At 46.1% G+C, this 25,710-nt stretch carries 23 protein-coding genes and 1 CRISPR repeat array; of the genes, 15 read left to right on the top strand and 8 right to left on the bottom strand.

Annotated elements, in window-relative coordinates; translation table 11 throughout:
• Position 1: 1 nt before the first annotated feature.
• A complete protein-coding gene (locus C942_RS10015) occupies positions 2-2,497 on the bottom strand; it encodes a CRISPR-associated helicase/endonuclease Cas3 (protein WP_007465277.1) in 2,496 nt (831 codons plus the stop codon).
• 341 nt (positions 2,498-2,838) lie between these two features.
• Positions 2,839-4,260: a CRISPR direct-repeat array (repeat unit 32 nt; unit sequence GTCGCTCCCTCCGCGGGAGCGTGGATTGAAAC).
• Between the two features lie 50 nt (positions 4,261-4,310).
• Positions 4,311-5,495, bottom strand: a complete 1,185-nt coding sequence (locus C942_RS10010; protein ID WP_036799559.1) for an acyltransferase family protein — start codon at positions 5,493-5,495, stop codon at positions 4,311-4,313.
• Positions 5,496-6,084: 589 nt separating this feature from the next.
• On the opposite strand from C942_RS10010, the gene tal reads away from it, so the two are divergent.
• The 13 genes from tal (at position 6,085) to C942_RS09945 (ending at position 19,006) form a co-directional block, all read left to right on the top strand.
• Complete coding sequence (tal, locus tag C942_RS10005; protein ID WP_007465273.1) at positions 6,085-7,035, top strand: transaldolase; 951 nt, start codon at positions 6,085-6,087, stop codon at positions 7,033-7,035.
• Between the two features lie 83 nt (positions 7,036-7,118).
• The gene (tkt, locus tag C942_RS10000) at positions 7,119-9,113 is read left to right on the top strand and encodes a transketolase (protein ID WP_007465271.1); all 1,995 of its coding nucleotides are present in this window, start codon (positions 7,119-7,121) and stop codon (positions 9,111-9,113) included.
• A 535-nt stretch (positions 9,114-9,648) separates the two neighbouring features.
• A complete protein-coding gene (locus tag C942_RS09995; RefSeq protein ID WP_036799557.1) occupies positions 9,649-10,026 on the top strand; it encodes a RidA family protein in 378 nt (125 codons plus the stop codon).
• Positions 10,027-10,823: 797 nt separating this feature from the next.
• Entirely contained in the window at positions 10,824-12,167 is a 1,344-nt protein-coding gene (locus C942_RS09990; RefSeq protein WP_036799555.1) for an APC family permease, read from the top strand.
• A gap of 58 nt (positions 12,168-12,225) precedes the next feature.
• On the top strand, positions 12,226-13,389 hold the full coding sequence (locus C942_RS09985; RefSeq protein ID WP_007465266.1) for an amidohydrolase: 1,164 nt from the start codon (positions 12,226-12,228) through the stop codon (positions 13,387-13,389).
• A gap of 11 nt (positions 13,390-13,400) precedes the next feature.
• Positions 13,401-14,186: a phytochelatin synthase family protein gene (locus C942_RS09980; protein ID WP_007465264.1), complete on the top strand. Its 786-nt coding sequence runs from the start codon at positions 13,401-13,403 to the stop codon at positions 14,184-14,186.
• 272 nt (positions 14,187-14,458) lie between these two features.
• Entirely contained in the window at positions 14,459-14,926 is a 468-nt protein-coding gene (locus C942_RS09975; RefSeq protein ID WP_007465261.1) for a TetR/AcrR family transcriptional regulator, read from the top strand.
• A gap of 197 nt (positions 14,927-15,123) precedes the next feature.
• The gene (locus C942_RS09970; protein WP_007465259.1) at positions 15,124-15,522 is read left to right on the top strand and encodes a DUF2170 family protein; all 399 of its coding nucleotides are present in this window, start codon (positions 15,124-15,126) and stop codon (positions 15,520-15,522) included.
• Entirely contained in the window at positions 15,522-16,205 is a 684-nt protein-coding gene (locus C942_RS09965) for a PspA/IM30 family protein (RefSeq protein ID WP_007465257.1), read from the top strand. Before C942_RS09970 ends, C942_RS09965 begins: the two co-directional genes overlap by 1 nt.
• A 54-nt stretch (positions 16,206-16,259) precedes the next feature.
• Positions 16,260-17,282, top strand: a complete 1,023-nt coding sequence (locus tag C942_RS09960) for a potassium channel family protein (protein ID WP_036799551.1) — start codon at positions 16,260-16,262, stop codon at positions 17,280-17,282.
• 30 nt (positions 17,283-17,312) lie between these two features.
• Entirely contained in the window at positions 17,313-17,945 is a 633-nt protein-coding gene (locus C942_RS09955) for a YjfK family protein (RefSeq protein WP_007465253.1), read from the top strand.
• 22 nt (positions 17,946-17,967) lie between these two features.
• Positions 17,968-18,384: a DUF350 domain-containing protein gene (locus C942_RS09950; protein WP_007465251.1), complete on the top strand. Its 417-nt coding sequence runs from the start codon at positions 17,968-17,970 to the stop codon at positions 18,382-18,384.
• Positions 18,385-18,394: 10 nt separating this feature from the next.
• Positions 18,395-19,006 (top strand): DUF1190 family protein, encoded by a 612-nt coding sequence (locus tag C942_RS09945; RefSeq protein ID WP_007465249.1) that lies wholly within the window; start codon positions 18,395-18,397, stop codon positions 19,004-19,006.
• 52 nt (positions 19,007-19,058) lie between these two features.
• On the opposite strand, the gene C942_RS09940 is transcribed toward C942_RS09945, so the two are convergent.
• The 6 genes from C942_RS09940 to C942_RS09915 form a co-directional block, all read right to left on the bottom strand.
• Positions 19,059-20,432, bottom strand: coding sequence for a cytochrome-c peroxidase (locus C942_RS09940; protein ID WP_232428162.1), 1,374 nt, complete (start codon positions 20,430-20,432; stop codon positions 19,059-19,061).
• Positions 20,433-20,681: 249 nt separating this feature from the next.
• Positions 20,682-20,984 (bottom strand): hypothetical protein, encoded by a 303-nt coding sequence (locus C942_RS09935; RefSeq protein ID WP_007465246.1) that lies wholly within the window; start codon positions 20,982-20,984, stop codon positions 20,682-20,684.
• Between the two features lie 172 nt (positions 20,985-21,156).
• Complete coding sequence (locus C942_RS09930; protein WP_007465245.1) at positions 21,157-21,756, bottom strand: short chain dehydrogenase; 600 nt, start codon at positions 21,754-21,756, stop codon at positions 21,157-21,159.
• Between the two features lie 132 nt (positions 21,757-21,888).
• The gene (locus C942_RS09925; protein ID WP_007465244.1) at positions 21,889-22,479 is read right to left on the bottom strand and encodes an HD domain-containing protein; all 591 of its coding nucleotides are present in this window, start codon (positions 22,477-22,479) and stop codon (positions 21,889-21,891) included.
• A gap of 110 nt (positions 22,480-22,589) precedes the next feature.
• Positions 22,590-23,060 (bottom strand): arsenate reductase ArsC, encoded by a 471-nt coding sequence (locus C942_RS09920; protein ID WP_007465243.1) that lies wholly within the window; start codon positions 23,058-23,060, stop codon positions 22,590-22,592.
• A gap of 203 nt (positions 23,061-23,263) precedes the next feature.
• Positions 23,264-24,445: an MBL fold metallo-hydrolase gene (locus C942_RS09915; RefSeq protein ID WP_007465242.1), complete on the bottom strand. Its 1,182-nt coding sequence runs from the start codon at positions 24,443-24,445 to the stop codon at positions 23,264-23,266.
• A 108-nt stretch (positions 24,446-24,553) separates the two neighbouring features.
• On the opposite strand from C942_RS09915, the gene C942_RS09910 reads away from it, so the two are divergent.
• On the top strand, positions 24,554-25,165 hold the full coding sequence (locus C942_RS09910) for a TetR/AcrR family transcriptional regulator (protein WP_007465241.1): 612 nt from the start codon (positions 24,554-24,556) through the stop codon (positions 25,163-25,165).
• 153 nt (positions 25,166-25,318) lie between these two features.
• The gene (locus C942_RS09905) at positions 25,319-25,615 is read left to right on the top strand and encodes a DUF6482 family protein (RefSeq protein ID WP_007465240.1); all 297 of its coding nucleotides are present in this window, start codon (positions 25,319-25,321) and stop codon (positions 25,613-25,615) included.
• The last annotated feature ends 95 nt before the right edge of the window (positions 25,616-25,710 follow it).

Below are 25,710 nucleotides of genomic sequence, written 5' to 3'. Positions count from 1 at the left end.
CTTAGCAGCAAATAAAGCTGGATGACGACACAGGTTCAGTACTTAAGCCGAAATCTGCGTCGTAATATTGTTCGAGAAGGTAATACACCCCGGATCCTGGTTGTGTTTCGGCCACAGCTTGCGCCTGAATAAGTTTGTCCCAGACATTAGGAAAAACATTGACACTGTATTTTTGAGCCTGTCGCAGGGCGTGATAATAGACCTGGGCGTCGAATTTTTCGTCTTTGCTACATAGCGTATTAATGATCTCATCTGCCGACATTAAGCCATCCGTCAGCTCTGTTTCAGTCTGCTGATAAGGCACAATCACCGCCTGTGTAGGCGCATTAATCGCCTGGAAAATTCTCCCGGCTTCCATAAATGACTGCTCTAATCGCGGCAGGCAGCCCCGAGCCACACGCTGGTCATTTGAAGCGAGAGGGTGTTCAAAATTGTTCGATAAAAGCGTTAGAAGTGACGTAGCATTCTGCTGACTATCTTTGCACCGATAATCCATATCATCCGAGCGCTGATAAAAATAATATTCAAAATAACGTTCCATCGCCTGCGGGCAGAGCAAATCATCAAAACCTTCACTCATTACCCGCAACGCAACGTCTTTCCCTTTATCTATATCAATGAGCATCCGGGTATTTTCTTCGCGCGGGTTAATCACATACACGGTTGCGCAAGGTTGCCGTCCATTGCGGTTACAACGGCCTGCGGCCTGGGCAATAGAATCAAGCCCGGCAAGAAAACGAATAACCGTGGCAAAATCGACATCGACGCCAGCTTCAATTAACTGAGTGCTAAAACACATCACCGGTTCACCCGCCGCCAGCCGCTGGCGAATAAGGATAAGTAGCCTTTTCCGGTGTGCCGGGCATTGATTAGTACTTAAATGAAACAGTGCCTCGCTATCTACCCGCCCCGCACACGCCTGATATAAATCCTGTGCCCACTGCTTGGTATTGACGATGGTTAAGCAACTGCCCTTTTGTTCAAATTCACCTAGCGCAAGCTCGGCAATTTCATCTAACTCCCAACCGGGAGGCTTACAGGCATTTTCGACATGAACCCGTTTCAAGTCATTGAACAACCGGGAAACATCCTCAACCAGTTCACCTGAAACCGACAGCTGCCCCTTATGGGGATTATCAAGCTTATCGAGCAATGGCTGGGTTGCCGTACATAGCACCGCGGTTGATCCTGTATGCCTGATCAGAAAGTCCAATGCATTACAAAACAGATGAGTACAGTTAATAGGCAACGTTTGGATTTCATCAAAAACCAGCACACTGTTCGCCAATTGGTGAAGCCGCCTTACACTGCGTGTTCCTCCGGCAAATAAGGCCTCTAAAAACTGTACCATGGTGGTAACAACAACCGGTGCATCCCAATTATCTGCACTGATTTTGCTTTTCCATGTTTGCGCCTCCGGCTCCAGGCTGGAATGGTGTTCAAGCACCCAAGTATGAAGGTCGCCCTCTTGTTCGAGCACATCGCGAATAACTGCCGCGTTTTGTTCAATGATTGAAGTAAAGGGGATGATGTAGAAAATCCTATCCATCTTGTGCTTGCAGGCATGATGCACCGCATAACGCAGACTGGCATAGGTTTTACCGCCGCCAGTCGGCACAGTGAGGCTGTAAACGCCTTTAGGCAGCAACGCCTGCTGCTGGCATCGGTGAGAAATTTGTTGGCGAATATGATCGATGGGGTTACGTGGTGATAATGCAGAAAGGTGATTTTCAAGACGCTCAATCGCTACCACCCAATCCGGCTTTTCAGGCTTGGACAATCGCTCTTCCAGCCGCCGCGGCTCGCAAAATTCCGCGCTATTTATCCGATCGGCATCAACCACACAGCTAAACATAAAGCGAGATAGAAAACCCAGCACAAAACTCTTGGTAATACTATCAGCCTGATTGGGTGAGCCGAGCATCTGGCAGAGGCACTCCCCCATTTCTTTCAGGACAACCGGCGCTTTTCCATCACTACCAAGCAGCAGCTCTAATTGTTCAAGTAACTCAGGTTCAGCATTTTGACAACACTCAGCAAAATGTGTTTTGTCGTTCGACTTCTGCATCCTTCTGTCAAATACATTGCCTTTATTAAAATCCGCCGCCAACATATCAATAAGCCCACTATGATGAGAGGCAATGCTCAACGCCAACACCTGCCCGCAGAGTTCACCTTGCCCCTGTCGACCATACTGACGTAAACGCTGATAGAGATATTGCGCCCCGGCGGTGGCGTGATCGATTTTGCCTTTATGACTTTTGGCGTCGACAAAGTTCAACGCATCAGGGTCAATCAAACCTTGCGCTGATTGTATATAGGCCTGAAACGCACCGCTGTACTTGCCAAAGTCATGAAGTAACCCAAGCAATTTTCCCGAATTGGGTAATCCAATTTTTTGTGCAAAACGAGCTGATAAATCACTTGTTTGCGATAAGTGTTCAAATACAGTTTGCTGACACGCATCATCTTCACGGCAATGGGCTATAAATGACATGACTGCTATTTTCTTCGATCAATAAAACTACAGTCTTAGCATTTGGCAGCTTGATAAAATGAATAAAGATCACAAACTCAACTTGTTTTATATTGCGCTACCACATATGCAATGCAACCCACATAATTATCCGCTTTATTGATAAATAACCTGAATACAAAGCGTGACGCTAACCTCTTGTTCTCATCAAAACCCCAGTAGGTTAGCGCGCAGATAGTCTATTGAAAGTTAAGCTCTTTAATAAATTGAGATATTAAACTGCCCCATATTAATGAGCAGGAGGCCGTGTTAGCGTTTTGTGCTTATTTGGCGTAGATTATTTAAGCCTTCTCCGGAAGGCTGTCGCTCCCTCCGCGGGAGCGTGGATTGAAACAAAGTTGATCATGACTCAGCCAGAGATCTAATTGTCGCTCCCTCCGCGGGAGCGTGGATTGAAACATGAACTTTTGAGTACCGGGTCACACCATTCTGAGGTCGCTCCCTCCGCGGGAGCGTGGATTGAAACTCAAATTGTCGATGGAAACATTCACCCAGTCGATGTCGCTCCCTCCGCGGGAGCGTGGATTGAAACCGAAAATGAAGTAGGCAGCTCACCATCAGATTTAGTCGCTCCCTCCGCGGGAGCGTGGATTGAAACAGCTGATGACGACCGAAAGGAACGTCACGAGCATGTCGCTCCCTCCGCGGGAGCGTGGATTGAAACACTGCTTACAATGGGCTTTAGTGGCGACAAAGCCTTGTCGCTCCCTCCGCGGGAGCGTGGATTGAAACTGAGATGTGATGTAATTGTTATCACGAAGCCATGGTCGCTCCCTCCGCGGGAGCGTGGATTGAAACTTCAATTACGATTAATTCGTTGCTCATAGGTTTACGTCGCTCCCTCCGCGGGAGCGTGGATTGAAACACACTACAGCTAACCTTTACCCGCTGAATTGTCGTCGCTCCCTCCGCGGGAGCGTGGATTGAAACTTGAGATGTTAATTGAGTGGAGTGAGAAATGAGTGGTCGCTCCCTCCGCGGGAGCGTGGATTGAAACTTGAAACTACAGCCAAGGCTACGGTTGCCCTACGTCGCTCCCTCCGCGGGAGCGTGGATTGAAACTAGGTAACTGCCATCCTCAACGCCGGGTGCAGAAGTCGCTCCCTCCGCGGGAGCGTGGATTGAAACATGGATTGTTACTGGCGATGATCAAACCTATTCAGGTCGCTCCCTCCGCGGGAGCGTGGATTGAAACACATCAACATATACAGTAACAGCCTCAGGCCTGAAGTCGCTCCCTCCGCGGGAGCGTGGATTGAAACAACTTTACGCTTAAACTCTTTCGGTGCTTTGCCTGTCGCTCCCTCCGCGGGAGCGTGGATTGAAACACTTTCGGTTCTGGCGGAATGCATGACTACATTTGTCGCTCCCTCCGCGGGAGCGTGGATTGAAACTCGTGATTACCGAATAAGAGCTGACTGCGCACGTGTCGCTCCCTCCGCGGGAGCGTGGATTGAAACACTTATAACACCAACCTCAAATAGAATCTCTCTAGTCGCTCCCTCCGCGGGAGCGTGGATTGAAACCCGGTTGTCTTGCTTGGGGTTGCGTCGACAGTAAAGTCGCTCCCTCCGCGGGAGCGTGGATTGAAACCGGATCAAAACCGCAGTAATAATCTGGGTGATTAGTCGCTCCCTCCGCGGGAGCGTGGATTGAAACCGCACGGTAGCGGTTAATCAGGGCACTGGCTATGTCGCTCCCTCCGCGGGAGCGTGGATTGAAACTCGTCTAACATATTGCCTCCATGCAATATCAATAGTTACATATCTATCGATTAAGACGCTTTCGAAACTTCATAGCGCTGAGTCTGAAACTTCTTACGCAGATATTTCATGGCTGGTCGCTCTAAGCCATAGTAACTAAGCGAAGAAATTAGGATAGTCACAGCCATAAATGCTGCCATTCCCCACATCCCTGCCGACCAACTGGTTTGAGTAAACCACGAAGCTAGCGCTTCTGGTGCAATCAGATTTAATACTTCAACACCAACTAGCAAGAGCACTGCATGCCACAAGTAAACTGAATAGGAAATATCCCCCAGAAAACGCGTCACCCGGTTATCCATCATTTTAAATACCGGAGTCTGACGTTCTGACTGCTGCGCTGCAATAAATACCATCAGAGAAAACACCAGTACCACATAGACGTTGTGGCTACCTTCTTTAGGCAAATGCATCAACCAAAGAGACATCAGGAATACACTTAATAAAGCAGCATCGTTATCAAACCACTTCTTCACAACCAGAGAAAGGACGACATTACGTAGCCAGGCTCCCATGGCAAATCCACATAAGCCACGTATAAAGGCGTACAAATCCCCAGTCACATCCAGCGAGCCGTGGTTCTTATTTATTCCAGTCCAAATACAGATGATCACTACCGGCATCCACACACTGTTTCGAGAGCGGACTGATAGCATAGGAATAAGAAGAGGAAAGACCATGTAACACAACCACTCCACACTCAGCGACCATGAAGAGATATTCCACGACAAATCCAAATTAACAACGGCATGTAACATCAAGAAATTAGCCATCAGTGTGTCACCGCTGTTAAACGGTCCGGCAAAAGCAGGAATGCCGTTCACCCCCCAAGCCTCAAATAATGGTCCGCCATAAAACCCGACAGCTGCAAAATACTTAACGCTTTCCCACAACACTAATACCAGCAAAGTCGACAGAAACAGCGGATAAATCCGCGAAAAACGCAGCCACATAAAATGACGCCATTTCGCCACGCTAATTCCCTGCAAGAAAGTTTGCTGATAAATATGCATCATGACGAAACCACTGAGCACGAAAAACAGATCAACCCACAGGTAACTGTTCTCAATAAAGTGGGTATATTCACTGACGGGATCTTTCCACTGCACAAAAAATATCAGGCGGGCATGGAAAAACACGACACAGAGAGCCGCAAAACCACGTAGCGGCGTCAGTATCGGAATTTGCTTATTCATGTTCATCCTTACTTCTTATAAAGAAAACATGAAAATTATCTCAGCCACCAAATTCTTACGCTCAGGTATTTCTTCGAGTGAATTCAATCTACGAGATGTAACATTTTTGTACTTTTGTTGCTTCTCCGGCATTCCACGATCATACAACGCAAAAAGCTCTACATTAATTCCCAACCAAGAATCAATTCATAATCAGCACCGCTTGTAGTGACATACATACAACCTATGTCTTGAAATGTATATTATTCCCACCCACACACCGAACAAAAGAACACACCACCGATCATTTGCTCACGCCGTTCTCATTAATTACCAACCACATCTTTCAACATATTTTGGCTTTTTATTATTCAAGAGCCCAAATAAGACAAAAAAATGCGATCTATGCACGATTTGATATGTTTGATAATTGACAAGTTGCAGTAAAAAGCTAATTATCAGCACATCAATTGTTCTCGAATGATCCATATGTTCACCACCCGCGTACGGGGGACAAAACATTTGGGTTATTTACAGGTAAAAATACCTTTTCTGGCTACACTTTTAGCTAGCAATCAGATAAGCCCTAACACATTGAAGGTCGAAAGATATGAGCACTAAACTGGAACAACTTCGCGCGCTAACAACTGTTGTTGCTGACACCGGCGACATTGAAGCAATCAGTAAGTATCAGCCTGAAGATGCGACGACTAACCCGTCTCTGATCCTTAAAGCAGCTCAAATCGCTGAATACGCTCCTCTAATCGATCAGGCTATCGAGTACGCAAAAGCACAAAGCAACGACAAAGCACAGCAGGTTCAAGACACTTGCGACATGCTTGCTGTTAACATCGGTAAAGAAATCCTGAAAGTTGTACCTGGCCGCATCTCTACAGAAGTTGATGCTCGTCTTTCTTACGACACAGAAGGCAGCATCGCGAAAGCTCGCCAGCTAATCAAAATGTACAACGATGCTGGCATCACCAACGATCGCATCCTGATCAAGCTGGCTTCAACATGGGAAGGCATCCGCGCGGCTGAAGTGCTCGAAAAAGAAGGCATCAACTGTAACCTGACTCTACTATTCTCTTTTGCTCAGGCTCGTGCATGTGCAGAAGCAGGCGTATTCCTGATTTCTCCTTTCGTTGGCCGCATCATGGACTGGTACAAAGCGAAAGAAGGTCGTGACTTTGAAGCACAGGAAGATCCAGGTGTTATTTCTGTAACAGGTATCTACAACTACTACAAAGAACACGGCTACAACACTGTTGTTATGGGCGCAAGCTTCCGTAACACAGGTGAAATCCTTGAACTAGCAGGTTGTGACCGCCTGACTATCAGCCCGCAGCTACTACAAGAACTAAGCGACGCTGAAGGCGAAGTAGTTCAGAAGCTTTCTGCAGACGTAGAAATCAAAGAACGTCCAGCAGCAATGACTCACGCTGAATTCCTATGGGATCACAACCAAGATGCTATGGCAGTTGAAAAACTGGCTGACGGTATCCGTAACTTCGCTGTCGATCAGGGCAAACTAGAAGCAATGATCGCAGAGCGTCTATAAGCGTTAACTAAATATCAGAAAGCGGCCCGGTTAGCCGCTTTCTTCCTTTTTCGATTCAAAAATATTCTATAGTGGAAACCAATATGGAACGTAAAGTGTTAGCAAATGCAATCCGCGCCCTGAGCATGGATGGTGTACAGCAGGCAAACTCAGGTCACCCAGGTGCACCTATGGGCATGGCAGACATCGCTGAAGTATTATGGCGTAGCCACATGAACCACAACCCACAAAACCCTGAGTGGGCTGATCGCGACCGTTTTATTCTATCTAACGGCCACGGTTCAATGCTGATCTACTCTCTGCTGCACCTAACAGGTTACGAACTATCAATCGATGATCTGAAGAACTTCCGTCAACTTCACTCAAAAACACCAGGCCACCCAGAATACGGTTACGCACCAGGTGTTGAAACAACAACTGGTCCACTAGGCCAGGGTATTACTAACGCTGTTGGTATGGCGATTGCTGAAAAAGCAATGGCTGACCAGTTCAACCGCGAAGGTCACGACATCGTTGATCACTTCACATACGCGTTCCTTGGTGACGGCTGTATGATGGAAGGTATCTCTCACGAAGCATGTTCTCTGGCTGGTACGCTAGGTCTGGGCAAACTAGTTGCTTTCTGGGATGACAACGGCATCTCTATCGACGGTGAAGTTGAAGGCTGGTTCTCTGACGACACGCCTAAGCGTTTCGAAGCTTACGGCTGGCACGTAATTCCAGCAGTTGACGGTCACGATCCAGAAGCTATCAACGCGGCAATCGAAGCTGCTAAAGCTGAAACTGGCAAACCAACGCTAATCTGCTGTAAAACAATCATCGGCTTCGGTTCTCCAAACAAAGCTGGTTCTCACGACTGCCACGGTGCTCCACTAGGCGCTGAAGAAATTGCAGCAGCTCGTGAATTCCTAGGCTGGAACCACGGTCCATTCGAAATCCCTGCAAACGTAGCTGCAGAGTGGGATGCGAAAGAAGCAGGCGCAGCTAAAGAAGCAGCATGGGATGAGAAGTTTGCCGCTTACGCAGCAGCACACCCAGAGCTAGCAGCTGAATTCAAACGCCGTACATCTGGCGAACTTCCTGCAGAGTGGGAAGAAAAAGCAAATGCTATCATTGCAGATCTTCAAGCTAACCCAGCTAACATCGCTTCACGTAAAGCATCTCAAAATGCACTAGAAGCATTCGGTAAGCTACTTCCAGAATTCATGGGCGGTTCAGCTGACCTTGCGCCATCAAACCTAACCATGTGGTCTGGTTCTAAAGCGCTTGAAACAAACGACTTCTCTGGTAACTACATCCACTACGGTGTACGTGAATTCGGTATGACTGCGATCATGAACGGTATTGCCCTTCACGGTGGCTTCGTACCATACGGCGCAACTTTCCTAATGTTCATGGAATACGCACGTAACGCAATGCGTATGGCTGCGCTAATGAAAGTGCAGAACATTCAGGTTTACACTCACGATTCAATCGGTCTGGGTGAAGATGGCCCGACTCACCAACCTGTAGAGCAAATCTCTTCACTACGCCTGACTCCTAACATGAGCACATGGCGTCCATGTGACCAGGTTGAATCTGCTGTAGCTTGGAAATTTGCTATCGAACGTAAAGACGGTCCAACATCACTGATCTTCTCTCGCCAGAACCTGGCACAGCAAGAGCGTACAGAAGCACAAGTTGCTGATATCGCGAAGGGTGGCTACATCCTGAAAGACTGTGAAGGCAAGCCAGAGCTAATCCTGATCGCTACAGGTTCTGAAGTAGAACTAGCAACTGAAGCATACGCACAGCTAACAGCTGAAGGCCGCAAGGTTCGCGTTGTTTCGATGCCAGCTACTGACCTGTTCGACAAGCAAGATGCAGCTTACCGTGAAGCGGTACTGCCATCAGACGTAACTGCACGTATTGCTATCGAAGCAGGCATTGCTGACTTCTGGTACAAGTACGTTGGTTTCGGCGGCCGTATCATCGGTATGACTACCTTCGGTGAATCTGCACCAGCAGGCGAGCTGTTCAAGATGTTCGGTTTCACAACTGAAAACGTAGTGAACACTGCAAAAGAGCTGTTGAGCTAATTCATAGCTAAGCAACCCTTTAAATTCTTAAGCCAGGCAAATGCCTGGCTTTTTTCTGCCCGCTAATCGCCATTACAGCACCTGACAGCCTCTCTGTAGCTTAAATCAACTCCATTGCTTTTAACCAAGTAGAATTCCACCTGAACAGCCTCATGACGCCGTTTAGCTTCACCGACTTCTTATCCATACTCCCCCTCTGCAATCACTCAGTTACAGTTCTGCCAGGTTATTCTTCTGCTTTCCGTTTTGCTTCATATACATCTATTTCAGCTGACAGACTCGCTGTCTTCGAAAGTGTGACCAAGCTAACAACTCATTCCTTCATAAAGCCAGGAGGAGAAAATTTTCCTACATATACAGAAATTTAAAGCAATTAAAGCGAAGGATTTCCCTTACATTAGGCGTAAATTAATCCATAAGTTATTCATGGTTATTGTCTGTTCCACCTTTTCAGGGCAAGGACAGAGTGGCTGATATCCGGCCTGTGATGATCGTGAAATTGTGGAACAAACATATAAATCCAAAGTGGGACACCATGGTAGATACAATCAACACAGAAAAAGCACCAGCAGCTGTTGGTCCATATGTACAGGCAAAGAAATTCGGTAACATGCTTATCACTTCTGGCCAGCTACCGATCAACCCAGAAACAGGCAAAATGCCTGAAGACGTAGCAGAGCAGGCAAAACAGTCTCTGGCGAACGTTGAAGCGATTGTGAATGCAGCAGGCCTGACTAAAGCAGACATCGTTAAAGCAACCGTATTCGTAAAAGATCTTAATGACTTTGCAACAGTGAACGAAGTATACGGCGCATTCTTTGGCGACCAATGCCCAGCTCGCAGCTGCGTAGAAGTAGCTCGTCTTCCTCTGGATGCAAAAGTAGAAATTGAAGTTATTGCAGTTTCTGCTTAATAGCTCTGGTTTCTATTAAAAGCCTGCCTTTGTGCAGGCTTTTTTATTTCTTGTTCATATTCATGATTTCTCTCCAGCTCCTCCTCTTTACAATCTCCTTTTGGAAAAATAACTTCACTCAAGTTCTTAAATGAAGTAGCTGTCAGCACCCCATTAGTAAACTCAAATTGGATTATTCCAATAAACCACCAGCTTTAAATTTATAAATTACCACAGTCTCCCCTTCTGATTATTAATTAACACTATTTAAGCATTAAACAGGTATTTTTAATTCTGCTTTAAAGTTCACTTTCAAACCGAGCTGTTTTTATTTAGCTATAAAGTAGTTGCTCAACTATTCCATTTAGCTATTAATAAGATAGTTACAAACCGGGCTTTATTTACCTCTTATAGAGAAAATACTAAATATGTGATTAAGCCCATATTTTTCATATGGGTATTAGCATCAATAAACCCTTTTTTAATTAGCTAAATTTGAATCAAATCACAGTTTTCAGGGTGCTTTGCGAACAAAAACATATTTAAGATCAATTGGTAAAAATCATTTTATGCATACCTCAACTTACTAGAAAAAATTTCCACCAATACCCACCAGCAAAGAAAATTTGAAATTTTTTTCTCCTATAGAAAGCGTATTCTCCATTCGAAATAAAAATAAAAGCACCAGGAAATAATTACTTCAACTATCTATACAAATATTCATAAGATTTTTGAGAACAGATTTAATTAAACCGAAATAATTTCGGCGGCTCCCTAGTGCAAAAATTCTGTATTGGAACGCAAAAGTAGGTCGTATCATGACGAAACAAAAATTAGGACTCGCGAGTATAGTCTTACTCGGATTTAACTCTATTATTGGCTCTGGAATATTCTTGCTACCAAGCTCTCTATATCAATTAGCAGGTGACTGGTCTGTAGCGCTGATTCTTATTACTGCGGTTATTGTCGCTACAATTGCATTTTGCTTTGCTGAAGCATCCGGTTATTTCAGCCAGAATGGTGCAGCTTATGTTTATACTAAAGAAGCCTTTGGTTCATTTGCTGGTTTTGAAGTCGGCTTCCTGAAATGGATGATGCAATGTATCGCCTGGGGGGTAATGGCCGTAGCTCTGACTAATATCCTTGCCAATACGTTCAGTTTTGAAGATAACCAAATGCTGCGCAACATTATCATCATTGGCATTGTCGGTTCACTAACCATCCTGAACCTGGCTGGTGTTGGTGCTGCTAAACTGGTTAACAACATTTCTACCCTTGCCAAAATGGTACCACTGGTCGTTCTGATCGTTGGCGGTATCTGGTTCATTAACCCGGAAAATATCATTCCTACTTTCTCTGCTGCAGAAGCTACCGCTGAACCTGCACAGTATTCGCTGTCTTTTGAAACTCTGGGTTCTGCACTGATTCTTTGCTTCTACGCATTTACCGGTTTCGAAACTTTCGGTACAGCCGCTGAAGATATGGACAATCCAAAGCGTAACCTGCCGCTTGCTATCATTATCGTTATCCTTGCTGTAACCATCTTCTACGCTGCTGTGATGGCGGTATCTGTTGGTATCCTTGGTCCTGATATTGCTAATTCATCAGTACCGCTGGCAGACGCTGCAAAAGTAGCATTCGGTGATGTTGGCTTCTACATGATCACCATCGGCTCAATCATTTCAATTGCTGGTATCAACGTTGCGGCATCATTCCACATTCCTCGTGCCCTGCTGCCTCTGGCTGACGACAAAATGATCCCTGCGGTATTCGGCCGTAAGAATGAAAAAGGCATTCCGACAGTAGCTATCCTGGCTTCAGGTCTGGTTACTATTCCTATCGCACTGTCTGGCTCATTCACTACACTGGCGATGCTGAGTGTTGTTACCCGCTTTGCGCAGTACATCCCGACTTGTATCGCTATCCTGAAATTCCGTAAACGCTTCGCCAACGACGAAAGCACCAAGAAAAACTTCAAAGTACCGTTTGGCCCTGTTATCCCGGTAGTCGGTGTTTGTATCTGCCTATGGCTGCTGGCAGACCAGAGCATCACCAAGATTCTGGTTGGCCTTGGCGCAATGGTACTGATTTCTCCTCTTTACTTTATTGCCCGTAAGCGAGCAGCTGAAAGCCAAACAGAACCATCTGCAGCAAACGCTTAATCAACTTGTAAACCTCAGCCGGGGCTATGAAATCCCGGCTACTACCCGGACATAACAGATGATGAACACTATTGAAATTGTTAATGAATGGCATCAGGAAATTACCGAGTGGCGTCAAACGCTGCACAGTATGCCTGAAGTAGGATTTGAGCTTCACAACACATCTCAATATGTCGCGAACAAGCTTGAATCCTGGGCTATCAGAATCGATCGCTGCTTCGGACAGACCGGGGTTGTCGGTATCATCGACGGTACATTGGGCGAAGGTCGAACCATTGCCTACCGAGCTGACATGGATGCATTACCGATGCAGGATCAAACCGGTAAGCCATATGCTTCACAAAACCCGGGGAAATCCCATGCCTGCGGGCATGACGGTCATATGGCAATGCTGCTGGCAACTGCCCGTTACTACTCTGAAAACAGAAATTTCCGTGGTCGCATCATCTTCCTTTTCCAACCGGCCGAAGAGATCGGTGCTGGTGCTAAAGCCATGATGAAAGACGGCGTATTTGAGAAATATCCGTTTGATGAAGTTTACGGCTTCCATAATATGCCACGTCTGCCGGACAACACGATTTCCCTTCGCTATGGCCCAATTACCGGTGCCGGCGAGAAGTTCAGCTTAGTTATCAGAGGTTGCAGCGGTCACTCAAGCGTGCCGCACAAATGTGTCAACCCGATTACAATTTCAGCCAAAATCATCACTGCATGGCAGTCCATTGTCTCTGAATGCGTTCCGTGCTCTGAAATGGGTGTACTGGCCGTAACGAAAATCATGAGTGGCGAAGTCTTTAACTCCATTCCTGAATCGGCGGAAGCCGGTGGCACCATTCGCTACTACCAACGTGAAGTCGGCGACACCATGCGCCACAAAATGCAGCTGCTAGCCAGCTCTATTGCCGAAGCTTACAACGCAGAAGCCGAAGTAGAATTTGAAGTGCTGTGCCCAGCAACGGTTAATACACATGAGCAGACTGACTGTGTGATTGAAGTTGCCAAACAAACCGTCGGTGCAGATATGCTGGATACCAATGTTGAGCCGAGTCCGGGCGGTGAAGACATGGCGTTTTTCAAGAAAGACGACAGTGTTGGTGCCTGCTTCTTCATGATTGGTTCGAAAGGAACCAACCTCCATACCTGCGATTTTGATTTTGACGACAGCATCATCCCGCTGGGTGTGACGATGCTATGCCGAATTGCCGAACAACGATTAGTGTAAAAAGGTTAACTATGAAAACAATGCTGAAAACATCATTACTTACCCTAGCCCTGGCTGTTGCCCCGACTACTGCAGCGTTTGCTGATGTGATCAACTGGTCAAGTGACGAAGGTATCACCCGTCTTGAGCAATCTCAGTTCAAAAAAGACTTCTTCAAGCTGGCTAACTTCTATGATGCACAGGACAACAAAGTATACTGCGGCGTCGCATCAACCTCGATTGTTCTGAATGCGTTGCGTGTACGTCAGAATGTAACTGACATCCCTCTGGACGAGTCCTTGATCGCGCCGGAAGACCGTACTTACTTCCCACAAGGTGAGTGGAGTCCGTTCTACGAGCGTTACACCCAGAACACAGTTTTAGGCCACGGTCAGAAAACCCGCCTGCAGATCATGGGCCAACCGGTAACCGAAGGCGCAGGACATGACTATGGCCTTCAGCTTGATCAAATGACCGATTTGCTGACATCAAACCAGCTGAAAGTGAAAACTGTTTTCGTTGATAACCTGGATCATAAAGCTGAAATGAAAGCAGAGCTGGTCCATGCGCTGGAAACCAAGAACCAGTACGTGGTTGTGAACTATTCACGTAAGACCCTGAACCAACCGGGCTCTGGCCACTACTCTCCAGTTGGCGCATACGATAAAGCTTCAGATTCATTCCTGATCATGGATGTATCTAACGCTAAAGCAGACTGGGTTTGGGTAGACAGCGATCAACTGTTTGATGCTATGGCAACCATGGATACCAAACGCAACCGCGGTTACCTGCTAATCAGCGAAGGTCTGAAAGGCTAATCCCCCGAGGGTGAATCCCTCAATCTGGCGCCGGCAGTCATTCATCAGATTGTCTCCTTTTACTGTCGGCGCCTCTTTCCTTATTTCCCGTAAAACACCTTCCTCTACCACGACACCTCAGCCTTTACTCACACTATCTATTTATAAAATCAAAAATAATCAGTTGCGATTTTATACAGTCAACCACACCATATTATACCGTCATACAATCGGTATAATAATCAAAGTCAACACCTTCATTAGGCCACCTCCCCTTACAAAGGAAATATATTATGGCCAGAGTTACTCCGGAAGAGTCACAAAAAACACGTCAGAAAATAACAGATGCAGTTATCAGCTGCTTGTTGGACCCCCAAATCGGTTATGAGAAGATGACCTATAGCCGTATTCAATCGATAACAGGTCTTTCACGTGGCGGGATACTGAACCATTTCAATAAAAAAGAAGAGTTTCTTTCAGTTCTGGATGGAAAGCTCTTCGATACGATCCTAACTTCTCTGGATTTCAGCAGCCGTGAAGCCTTCATCGAATCCTTTGAAGCTGCGAACCAAAAACCTGAATTCAAGGCTGTACTACTACTTTTGATTACTAACCTGTCTTGCGATATCACGTCACAGAAGGCATTAGAGAGTTGGATCAAGCTTGAACAGTTAATCGAAGACAAATTAGGAACGCCAGTTAAAGAGTACGATCTGCCAAGATTACTGGGGCGAAGCTGTAGCATGATTGTCACTTCCTAAGTCTACATGTTCGGCCCAAAGCAGAATCTTTCGGGCTGCTGTTCAACGCGGCCCTGTGAAATAAAATGCAAAACCCTCCCAACAGCTCACAAAAGAGTGAACAATTTACCAAACTCTGATAGTAATTTATTCGATTAACCCCATAATATAGTGATACTTTTTCATTAGTCCTCTCACTAAATCATGAAGGTATGACTATGACATGGCAATTAAATGATCTGCTTCCGGTTCTGTCTGCACACGATGGCTGGCAGGTAACTCAGCAAGATCACACTCTTGTTATTCGCAATGAAGATAATATTGAAGCCTATCTGGCCGTAGCCGGTGAACAGATTCTGGTTGAGGTACTGCTTTTCCCTCACCAGCAGGTAAACGATAACACTGCGCTGAATGATCTAATCCTGCGTACACATAAAATGTTCCCGCTTTCGACTGTTGGCATTAACGAAATCAACGGTGAAAGCTATTACGTTGCTTTTGGCTCACTGTCTTCACAATCAAAAGAAGAGAGCATTCTTATTGAGGTTGCGACTCTGTTCCGCAATGTTGAAGCCTTTATCGAACTATACCAGGAATACCTAACGGAGAACGCATAATGAGTGTCTGGAAAAAACTATTCACCGCAATCAAAGGTGGAGCAAACGAGGCAGCTGAAACTATCGCAGACAATCAGGCGCTGAGAATCCTTGATCAGGAGATCCGTGAAGCGAAGCAAGAACTTCGTCGTTCAGATGAAGCACTGGTTAGTATTGTAGCCAAGCGCAAGCTGTCTCAACAGAAAGTTGATGCTTTCAACAGCAGTATCGATGAATACGAAGGCCACGCACGTACTGCGATGGAAAAAGGTCAGCAAGAGCTTGCACTTGAATGTGCTCAGAAGGTTGCCAACCTGCGCAATGAACAGCAGGCTGAGCAAACCTACCTGGATCAGTTCATTAAATCCGAACAAACCATGCGCACCAACATCGCGCAAGCGAAAGACAAACTGCGCCAGCTTGAACAGCAGGTTGATGTTGTTAAAGCGAATGAAGCCGTACAAAAAGCACAGTCTGCGGTTTCGGCTACCAATGTCGGTGCCAACACTAAAATGCATACGGCAGTTGAGTCTCTGGAGCGTATTAAACAACGTCAGGCGGAAAAAGCCGCTCAGCTTGAAGCAGCCGCAGAAATGACTGAAGAACAATCCGGCAGCAGCCTTGATAAGAAGCTGGCAGAAGCCGGTATTACATCACCAAAATCGTCTGCAGAAGATGAACTGGCAAGAATTCTGGGCAAATAAAGCCCGTTTGCGCTTTATCGTTAAATTACAGGCAGGTAAGCAACGGAGGTACGAATGACACTATGGCTCCTCTTCCAACGATGGGCTGTCAGGAATTTCAGTCAGCTTAATAGCAGGAATCTCCTGCTTACCTTGCTTGCTTATGGCGCAATCAGCTGGCTTTTACTGGCGTTAGCGGGAGAAAAAGAGCTAACGAGTTCCCTTACTGATTTCATCTATTACCTGTTTGTAACTGCCTCGACTGTTGGCTATGGCGATATGTCGCCAACGACAGTATTTGGCAAATGGGTAGTATCCCTGTTTGTGATCCCAGGCGGCCTTGGCTTATTTGCCATGGCTATAGGACGTGTTGCCAGCCTCTTTCTTCGTTATTGGAGAAGTGGCCTGATGGGAAAACGGAGTCTCAAAGTGAACAACCATATTTTAATTCTGGGCTGGAACGAGCAGCGTACTTTGCATCTGATCAAAATGCTGCAACATGAAGAAAAGAAGCGACGTAAAATCGTTTTGTGTGTTCGCCCCGAAATGGAAAACCCTCTGCCGGGTGAAATTGAATTTGTCCGGGTAACCAGCTTTACCGATCAGGAGGGCATGAAAAGAGCGGGAATTGGACACGCAAGTTGCATCCTTATTGATAACCCAGAAGATGACATTACCCTGTCAGCGGCTCTGTTTTGTGCCAACAAAAATCCCGATGCCCATCTGTTGGCCTACTTTAAGGATGATGCATTAAGCCAGTTGTTGAAACAGCACTGCCCGAATGCTGAATGTATCCCTTCTGTAGCGGTTGAAATGCTGGCAAAAGCGGCAGTCGACCCCGGCTCCAGCGAGCTTCACCATGAACTTCTCAGTACCACTGAGGGCATGACGCAGTACTCGGTGAACTATCCCGATAATGCACAGAAAACCACCATTGAGGCCTTGTTTGCGGCCTTCAAGCGAGACTATGAAGCCACGCTTATTGCTGTTGATGTGGGTAACGGTGTTGAGCTGAATCCATCTCTGGATCGTGAGGTGCCACCAGGCAGTAAGCTCTTCTATATTTCCGACGAACGAGTCACAACTTTTAACTGGTAAAACCGCTGAACCCGATATTCAGGAGTCACTATGTTTGATTGGTTTAAGAAAAAGAAACCAGCCCCGGAAAAACCGCTCAGTCCGGAAATTCTGGGATTAAGGCTAGGCGGAGCATTTGAACTTGATGATCTGAAACTTCGCCTGATTGAGCCGGATCTGATCATTGAAGGAGCTGCTCGTACCCAGCTGATCAAAGCTGTCGGCGAAGTCTGCCTTGATGAACAAACCCGCCTGCTTCGTTATTACACCGATGATGACGGCTTTGTACAGGTGTTAACCCACGGTACTGGTGAAGCCGATGTCAGCGAAGTGAAGCTATTTTATTTTTATGACAGCAAACCGGTTGATAACAACAGTGAATGGAATCATTTATTGGAAAATAAAATTGTTCAACCATCCTGGGAACTTGAAGGTCAGCGCTTTGAAAAAGTGTGGGACAACTCCCGTCCGGTCGCCATGACTGAGAAAACCTGGCTGGAAAACGGCAATATCAGCGAAACTGATCAGTTTGTCATGATTTACGAGCGTGATGTGGGTAACGATATTGCAGAATCACTGATGGTCGCCGGGGAAGAAAAAATAACGAATAACCGCGCGGAACGATGCCTTGCAATCAGCACTGGCATCAATCTAACCCCGACAGATTTTAAACTGATTGGATAATTCAACTTTAATAAGGAACCCCATGGAAGTTCTTTCAGATTCACTTGCAGGCCTTGGTGCATTTTTGCTTTATTTTGCACTTTCTTTGGCCTTTTTACTGCTATTCAAAATTATTTACGTACGTTTTACACCGCATGACGAATGGAAGCTGGTAAAAGACCAGCAAAATACTGCAGCGGCTATTGGTTTGGCTGGTTCTATTCTTGGCTACTGCCTTGCAATTGCTGGCGCGGCAAGCAACTCAGTCAACCTGATTGACTTCGCACTATGGGGTATTATCGCACTTATTGCCCAGCTTATTGCTTTCTACATTGTACGTTTTGGTTTTATGCCAAAAATTGTCGAACGTATTGAGGCCGGAGAAATCCCGGCTGGTATTCTGATGGCTGCAACATCGGTATCAGTCGGCCTGCTTAACGCCGCCTGCATGACCTACTAGGAGCCTGCGCATGAAACGAAGCAAGAAAGTTGTTCTGCCGAGTATGCGCAAAAACTGGCGCACTTTCTCGGTAGCTCCGATTTCTGTCGCCTTTGCAGGCGCATTTCTGACTGGCTGCAGCGATAAACATGAAGGGACAATTTATCACTCCCTGAATGACTGTATCGATGATAACCCGAACTACAGCCAGGAATGTCGGGCTGCCTACCAGTTTGCGCTGACTGAAGCTGAGCGAACCGCGCCTAAATACCAGCGCGAATATGACTGTGAAGCCGAATTCGGTAACAACACCTGTATGCGGACACAAAATAACTGGTTCATGCCAGCAATGGCTGGCTTTATGTTCGGCCGCTTGATGGACAGCAACCGCGGCTACTATTCACAGCCGATGTTCAGTTCATACTACAGGGGCAGTATTTTTTATGATCGCTGGATCACTGCTGACGGTTACGACTATGGCAGCAGCCGTTATAAAAAAACCAAAGTCAGTGTCAGTAAAGATCACTTAAAACCAAAACCAACAGTAAGCCGCACTATCTCCCGTGGTGGTTTCGGCTCTTCCGTCTCAGCCAAATCCAGCTGGAGCAAAAGTTCCTCAGGAAGCAAAAGCTGGGGGGGATAATTTGTATCAAAAGAAGCCAGCAAGTGCTGGCTTCTTTTTACTTGCCTCGTCATTAATTTCCCAACTCTGCACCTTCTGCCGAATCAGTATCGTTGTCTGATTCAGAAACCGGCTCCGGAAACGGATTGGCAAAAATCGGATTGGTTAAGAACGTTTCATCCGTCAGAGTCTCCATAAAAGCCACCAGCGCCTCTTTATCTTCTTGCGATAAGTTAAACCGCACTGGCCGTCCTCTTGAATCTCTCAGATCCGGGCTCAAATTCGGGTGAGCCTGAACCCCGCTGTTGTAAAACTCAACCACATCCATCAACGTTGCGAAACGACCGTCATGCATATATGGTGCACCGACTGCAATGTTTCTCAGTGACGGCGACTTGAAGAAACCGCCCCCTGCCCCAGGGTCACTGCTGGTATCGGCATCAAGGCCGTTAATATGAGAGCGATCAGAGGTATGCGCTGATGTCTGATGACAGGCGATACATCCGAGAGAGCTTCGAGGGCCTTCCGGAAAGCCTGAGAACAACTTGTGACCCAGCATCTCTTGCTCTGTAAAGACGGCTTCAAAATTTGGGTTATCCCACTCTCCGGCAACAAACGCCTGATCGTATTTCGACTGGTAAGTCACCATAGAACGAATAAACTGTGCCAAAGCCAGCGAAATGCGCTGACTGGTTATCGCCTCATCGCCAAAAGCCTGAGTAAACAAGTCAGCATAAAAGCTAGTCTCGGCCAATTTTACTTCCAAATCAAACAGGTTCATGCCCATTTCGACCGGATCCTGAATCGGCATTAGCACCTGATCTTCCAGGGTGGCGGCGCGCTCATCCCAAAAGAAACTCTTTGGCGAATAATAGGTTGCATTACTCAAACTCATTGAATGTCGACCTGTTTTACCGCCCTCAAACCCAGTACTAAACACCTCAGGATCGGTAAAACCATGCTTTTGAATATGGCATGATGCACAAGCCTTTGTATTATTTGCCGACAAACGAACATCGTAAAACAAAATCCGTCCCAAGTTCGCTCCGTTGTTCTTCACCGGATTAGCAAACGGCGTATTATCCTGAGTATCTACATTACCAAACGGTGAATTCTGTGATGTGTAATATTCTGGCCGGGCTTCAAGATAAGCTTCATAGTCATGACTCACACTTAAATCCGGCAACGGCAAACCATCAATATCGACTCTGGGCTCGGGCTCCTCAGCCGGAGGGTCGGGCGTGGGTACGGGTGCCGGTTCTGATGCAGGTGGTTCAGAAGAAACCGGGGGCTGTTCTGTTGGAGCCGGCGGTGCCTCAACCGGTATATCAGTATCTGACACTGAAGCAGCGTCAGCCTCGCCTCCAAATCCATCTTCTGTATCTGCCCGACAGGCAACCATCATTGTCAACGTTACAGCCAACAGCAAGTACGTCGAAGTATTCATAATAAACACTCCATAACTAGCCAAATAAAGACGTTGTTATTAATAAGGCGATGTGCGCCTCTTTATCGTTGACGATAGCAATGCGTTAATGCTCGCATGTCTGACATATGAGAGGGAAAATCCGTGTTAAGGACTAATTTGCCTTCTAATTAACTCTTATATCTCAATAACTAGCACTATTTTGACAAATCAATACTTACGGTGAGGGAATGAAAGGATACAAAGAATTTTAAGAGAACCAGGCAGAGGTCAAACCTTTATATCCAGCAAAGTACCTGCCATTTCATCGGCCCGGCGTACAACATTCACTCCGGCCTGATTATAAGTTTTTGCTTGCAACAGATCTGTTGCGGCTTTGGTAATAGTTTCATCAGATGAAAGAGAATTGACGGCAGAGGGGGCCGAAGATAATGCCAGATTTGAGCTTTGGTTTTGTGAAACCGGATTATCCGATGGAAGGGTCGATTGCTGAATATCTTTTGCAGCAGAAGTCACCATGCTTTGAGACTGGTTAATCATGTTGACGCCAGAATGAAAGGCAGAAATTGCCATACTCAGGTACCTGCTTCAGAAGATGTTTCACATAAATCGTGGATTTATAATGAGCTAATGCATTTTCGGTGTCAAACCATTCGTCAGTTCAGTTCACTAAGCTAAAAAACAACGCCCAACCAGCGAGGGTCGGGCAAAAAAGAAAATGTCTAAACAAATAGCGAGTGTTCAATCAGATATAGTCAGTGATGTCTAATGTCTCGCCGTGCATTTCACCATTTACCGCTACCTCATAGGCAATTGCGGTATCTGCGGCAGACACACCACTTTCTGTATCCAATCCCATCATAGCCATAGTTTCCTTAACGAAAACTGGTGCTACAACATTTAATCTTAGTTGATGTAGCTCCAATGCGGCAGCACGGACAAAACTTTCCAGCGCACCATTAACCATACTGATCGAAGCACTTCCCGCCATAGGCTTACGTGACAATACTCCCGAAGTCAGAGTAATAGAGCCACCAAGCTTAACGTAATCAGCTCCATAGCGAACTAAATTCACCTGCCCCATCAGTTTATTTTCCAGGCCCAACAGGTAATCATCATCACTCAATGCGTTAAAAGGAGCGAACCTTGCCTGACCGGCTGTTGAGATAATTGCATCCACTTTGCCTACCAGCTCAAACATGGCTTTGATGGAGTCAGCATCGGCCAAATCGACCTGCACATCTCCCTCGGTATAACCGGCGGCAATCACTTCATGTTCAGCCCCAAGGCGCGTCGCCACCGCCTTACCGATAGTTCCTGTCGCCCCGATAAGTAAAATCTTCATACCAGCCTCTCGCTAACAATGTTTGTTTAATTTGTTTTAGCTTAGCCCTTTAATCTGGTAAGCCCTTTAACAAACAAGAGACTGGCGATTAGTTACAACCACCTATCAGTGGCAAACAGATTGATGGGCGTATTATCCAACCTCTGGCATTGTATCGTTGCTTCTGGCTAGCTTTTCAGTTTCAACATCCAGCAACTGACGAATTTGGGCTGTCAGTTCGTAGCTATCTGTATATTTCCTGCCATACATAAGGTTGAATCCGTAATTAAATGACTCCGGATTATCTCCTTGCGTATGTTGTAGCAGTGTTTCCAGCTTATCCATTGCCTTTGCCAATTTTGCTTCAGGTGAAGATGCCTGCTCATATTCATCCCACAGTGACAAAATGTCCTGTTGAAGATACCCGGGCAACGGCTCTATCAATTGTTGCAAGTCCAGTCTTTCCTGCTGTGCTTTATCCTGCCCCGGTACTTGTTCGATTGCCGGAATATCACCACTGATTGCTTCCCCCAAATCATGAATAATGCACATTTTCAGTAACCGGGTAAAATCGATGTCCAGAAAATCATGCTCGAACATCATAACCATCAAGCACAGACGCCAAGTGTGTTCAGCTGTGCTTTCTTGTCTGCCCTCAGAGGTATAGGCACTGCGCATCGTATTTTTTAATTGCTCAGCAGCTCGCAAAAACGTCAAAACGCCTTCGAGCTTATTCATTGTCATTATTAAATCCGTTTTGTTAGTCATGCATGGAGGTCAATGCAATTACGTACTTGAAATCATCTCAGTATTCAGATGAACATAGTTGGCAGTTGAGTACCACACTTGTAAAGTTACCTGTCGTGCAGGTTCTCCAAAGCCCGTATAATTTCATCCCGCTCCATATTTTCAAAATAATAGCCACTCAGTTTATCAATCCGCTGTTTCAATGAGGCCGATGCCTTGTGGCACAGCTCATCAAACTCCTGCTGGCTGACACTATCTTCCAGCGGGTTATTGATATCCCAGTTAACCCTGATGCCATCCGCTAACCAGTTCGGGCAGGCTTCTCCATGCTGTTGGTCACAAACTGAAATCACAATATCCGGATGGTAGTCAGTCAGCTCTTCCCAGGATTTACTTCGAAAATCACAAGGAAACAGTCCCATCGCTTCGATATAATTTGAGATATAAGGATGAAGCTCGCCCAACGGTTCACTTCCGGCACTGCGAACCTCAAAGCGATCAGGCAAAAAGCGCTTTGCTATTGCTTCAGCAAGAATGCTACGGCAAGAATTGTGACGGCAAATAAACAGGATTTTCACGCAAATTCCCCCATTGTGACATAACCATTTAATCTTAGAAGGAAATGAGTAGAAGAAAGTGACAGTTTTCTTGCAAGCTCACTTTCTGGAATAATTGAAAAATATGCTTTAGGAAGAAACTCCCAACGAGAGTTTGATGATGAGCCAGTAAAAGTACTAGAAATAGAAATGGGGAGCACATTGGCTCCCCACGTCATTATTGATTATTGCTCTGCCTGGTAAGCGGCTTCAGCCTTGGCTAACTTCGAAAAGTCCAGCCAGTCGACATCGCTTTGCCACCAGTATGTTGTCCTGACAGACTGCGAGAAATCAACAGACTCACCAACCAGTGGAGTAACCAAATCAGCATGGTTAGTTTCCGCTTCAGCTACCAAATCATTCACCGGATCGTCCCAGTGATGCAGGAACAGCTCATAAGTAGACCAGTGAACCGGGAACAATTTATCTGCTCTCAAATCCAAGTGCGCTTGCATGGTGTGAGAAGCCTGCATATGTCCCCAGCCTTCAACCGGATACCCCCGACCATTTTTCATGTCCGCCGCCACTTCGAGGAAAGACACATCGAACGGGCCTAAACGCTCACCAATTTCCTTAAAGTGCTCACCATAGGCTGAGTCACCGCTATAAAAAATACTTCCGGCATCGGCCTGAATTGCCCATGACGCCCACAAGGTAGTATTACTGTCAAACAAGCTACGGCCTGAGTTATGGTTGGCCGGTGCGGCAGTAATGGTCACCGAATTGATCTTCTGGCTTTCCCACCAATCAAACTCTTCAATGTTTGTCGGTTTAACACCCCATTTTTCAAGATGGCGACCTACACCCAGCGGAACAAAGAATTTCACATCTTTATCGGCGTAATAGCGCGCGGTACTTTCTTCCAAATGATCATAATGATCGTGAGAAATGATAATCACATCAGGCAATGGCAAATCATCGCGACTCACCGGCGCATCCACATTACGCTGGAACCAGTTGGCAAAGGGAGCCGGTGCTGCATAATCAAAAACCGGGTCAATCAGCATCCGGGTTTTATCCGCTTCAAGAAACAACGACGAATGCCCCAGCCAGGTCACCCGCAACGATTGACTTGGTTCTTCAAGCAAATAAGTATCAACGGCCTGATACTGAAGGCGCTGCTGCGGCTTATACTGAGCGCGATTAATGAAAAATTTCCACATCATCGACAGCATACCTTCACCCATGTCTACTTTCGGTAAATGTGACACAACTTTCCCATCAACAAACTGGGGAGATTTGGCGATACGTTCCTGTCGAATTTCCTCACTGCGAACATGATCGCCCTCGACATTGCCACTACCACACAAGGCAAGACCCAGTGCACTGGCTAATGCCACCAGAGATGCTTTATGAGTTGTGTTCATTTTATGACTAGCCTCAAAAGTAAACGACGGTGTATACTTTTGATGATAACCTTCTTTTTCCAAAAGTAAACACGATCGTTTACTTTAAAATTCATCATTAGGATACAAATGGTTAAAGTCGCTGAAATTAAACAGGAAAATATTATCCTTGCTGCAATTGAAATTTTTCAGGACAAGGGACTGGAACAGGCGAGTATGGAAGCCATTTCGAAAAAAGCCGAGGTTTCAAAACGCACACTGTACAAGTACTACCCGACGAAGGAGAGCCTATTCAGTGTGATTATTGAACGCATGCTATCGTATGTGCAGACATTCAGTGCAATTCCGTTTGAGCCTGAAAAATCAATCAAAGCGCAATTGGTAGAAATCGCAGAGAGAGAAGCAACCTTGTTGTGTTGCCCTAACTTTGTGTCTCTGGCACGCATGGTACTCTCGGAGTGTATGCGCTCAGGAGCGTCAGCTACCATTATGCTGGATAAAGTTAAGCAACTTGAAGGCGGACAAGGACTAACCAAATGGATTGAAGCCGGGATTGAAGCGGGAAAGCTTGATGTCGCCGATCCAAAAATCGCCTCTGAACAGTTCATCGGAGCTCTGAAATCAACCCTGTTCTGGCCTCAGGTGCTGGTTCATGTTCCACCTGCGAAAGAAGATGCAAAGAAGATCGCAATCGAAATGGCGGTCGCTCAGTTCCTGTGTGCCTACCTGAAAGAGAGCTGATTTTCTCGCCTCCCCCCAAATAAGCCAGCCTTTGATTCACATTCATCTTCAGGCTGGCTTTCACCTATATTGACCTCTCCTACCACTTTCCTTTTGATCCCCGCAACGAAGTCATTCGTATTAATCTTGAAGTTTAAAAAGTAAGGACATCCTATGACTCAGGAAAAATTGTTGTTGATGTTAAAAAGCCGTCGGTTCAGCCCAACAATCCTCAATACCGCAGATGCTACTCATTACCTTGTCGGCGCTGAAGATAACAAAGGTAATTTCTATCATCTGGAAAACGAGCAACATCAAACCCTATTAACCCGCTCTCTCGATGAAGCAAAATGTCACCTTAAAAGCCTTGGCCTCAGTCATGCCATTTTTGAAATGATCAGCCCGTATGACGAAATGATAGGTTCAGGAAATGAGAATAATTGTAAGACACGATTGGATATCTACTTCTGATTGTAGCCCCTCTCTGGGCTCTCTTTATAAAAAAACATCATCCTTACAGCATCTTTAACTTAAGTGCATATCTTTTAGAAAATAAAGCCCCCCTC

The organism is Photobacterium marinum (assembly GCF_000331515.1).
Lineage (GTDB): Bacteria > Pseudomonadota > Gammaproteobacteria > Enterobacterales > Vibrionaceae > Photobacterium > Photobacterium marinum.
Note: the sequence above shows the minus strand (reverse complement) of the source record. Positions and strands in the feature narration are given on the sequence as shown.

Coding starts and splice junctions, on each gene's coding strand:
- C942_RS10015 (WP_007465277.1), bottom strand. CDS start 2,497: ATGTCATTTATAGCCCATTGCCGTGAAGATGATGCGTGTCAGCAAACT.
- C942_RS10010 (WP_036799559.1), bottom strand. CDS start 5,495: ATGAATAAGCAAATTCCGATACTGACGCCGCTACGTGGTTTTGCGGCT.
- tal (WP_007465273.1), top strand. CDS start 6,085: ATGAGCACTAAACTGGAACAACTTCGCGCGCTAACAACTGTTGTTGCT.
- tkt (WP_007465271.1), top strand. CDS start 7,119: ATGGAACGTAAAGTGTTAGCAAATGCAATCCGCGCCCTGAGCATGGAT.
- C942_RS09995 (WP_036799557.1), top strand. CDS start 9,649: ATGGTAGATACAATCAACACAGAAAAAGCACCAGCAGCTGTTGGTCCA.
- C942_RS09990 (WP_036799555.1), top strand. CDS start 10,824: ATGACGAAACAAAAATTAGGACTCGCGAGTATAGTCTTACTCGGATTT.
- C942_RS09985 (WP_007465266.1), top strand. CDS start 12,226: ATGATGAACACTATTGAAATTGTTAATGAATGGCATCAGGAAATTACC.
- C942_RS09980 (WP_007465264.1), top strand. CDS start 13,401: ATGAAAACAATGCTGAAAACATCATTACTTACCCTAGCCCTGGCTGTT.
- C942_RS09975 (WP_007465261.1), top strand. CDS start 14,459: ATGGCCAGAGTTACTCCGGAAGAGTCACAAAAAACACGTCAGAAAATA.
- C942_RS09970 (WP_007465259.1), top strand. CDS start 15,124: ATGACATGGCAATTAAATGATCTGCTTCCGGTTCTGTCTGCACACGAT.
- C942_RS09965 (WP_007465257.1), top strand. CDS start 15,522: ATGAGTGTCTGGAAAAAACTATTCACCGCAATCAAAGGTGGAGCAAAC.
- C942_RS09960 (WP_036799551.1), top strand. CDS start 16,260: ATGACACTATGGCTCCTCTTCCAACGATGGGCTGTCAGGAATTTCAGT.
- C942_RS09955 (WP_007465253.1), top strand. CDS start 17,313: ATGTTTGATTGGTTTAAGAAAAAGAAACCAGCCCCGGAAAAACCGCTC.
- C942_RS09950 (WP_007465251.1), top strand. CDS start 17,968: ATGGAAGTTCTTTCAGATTCACTTGCAGGCCTTGGTGCATTTTTGCTT.
- C942_RS09945 (WP_007465249.1), top strand. CDS start 18,395: ATGAAACGAAGCAAGAAAGTTGTTCTGCCGAGTATGCGCAAAAACTGG.
- C942_RS09940 (WP_232428162.1), bottom strand. CDS start 20,432: ATGAATACTTCGACGTACTTGCTGTTGGCTGTAACGTTGACAATGATG.
- C942_RS09935 (WP_007465246.1), bottom strand. CDS start 20,984: ATGGCAATTTCTGCCTTTCATTCTGGCGTCAACATGATTAACCAGTCT.
- C942_RS09930 (WP_007465245.1), bottom strand. CDS start 21,756: ATGAAGATTTTACTTATCGGGGCGACAGGAACTATCGGTAAGGCGGTG.
- C942_RS09925 (WP_007465244.1), bottom strand. CDS start 22,479: ATGACAATGAATAAGCTCGAAGGCGTTTTGACGTTTTTGCGAGCTGCT.
- C942_RS09915 (WP_007465242.1), bottom strand. CDS start 24,445: ATGAACACAACTCATAAAGCATCTCTGGTGGCATTAGCCAGTGCACTG.
- C942_RS09910 (WP_007465241.1), top strand. CDS start 24,554: ATGGTTAAAGTCGCTGAAATTAAACAGGAAAATATTATCCTTGCTGCA.
- C942_RS09905 (WP_007465240.1), top strand. CDS start 25,319: ATGACTCAGGAAAAATTGTTGTTGATGTTAAAAAGCCGTCGGTTCAGC.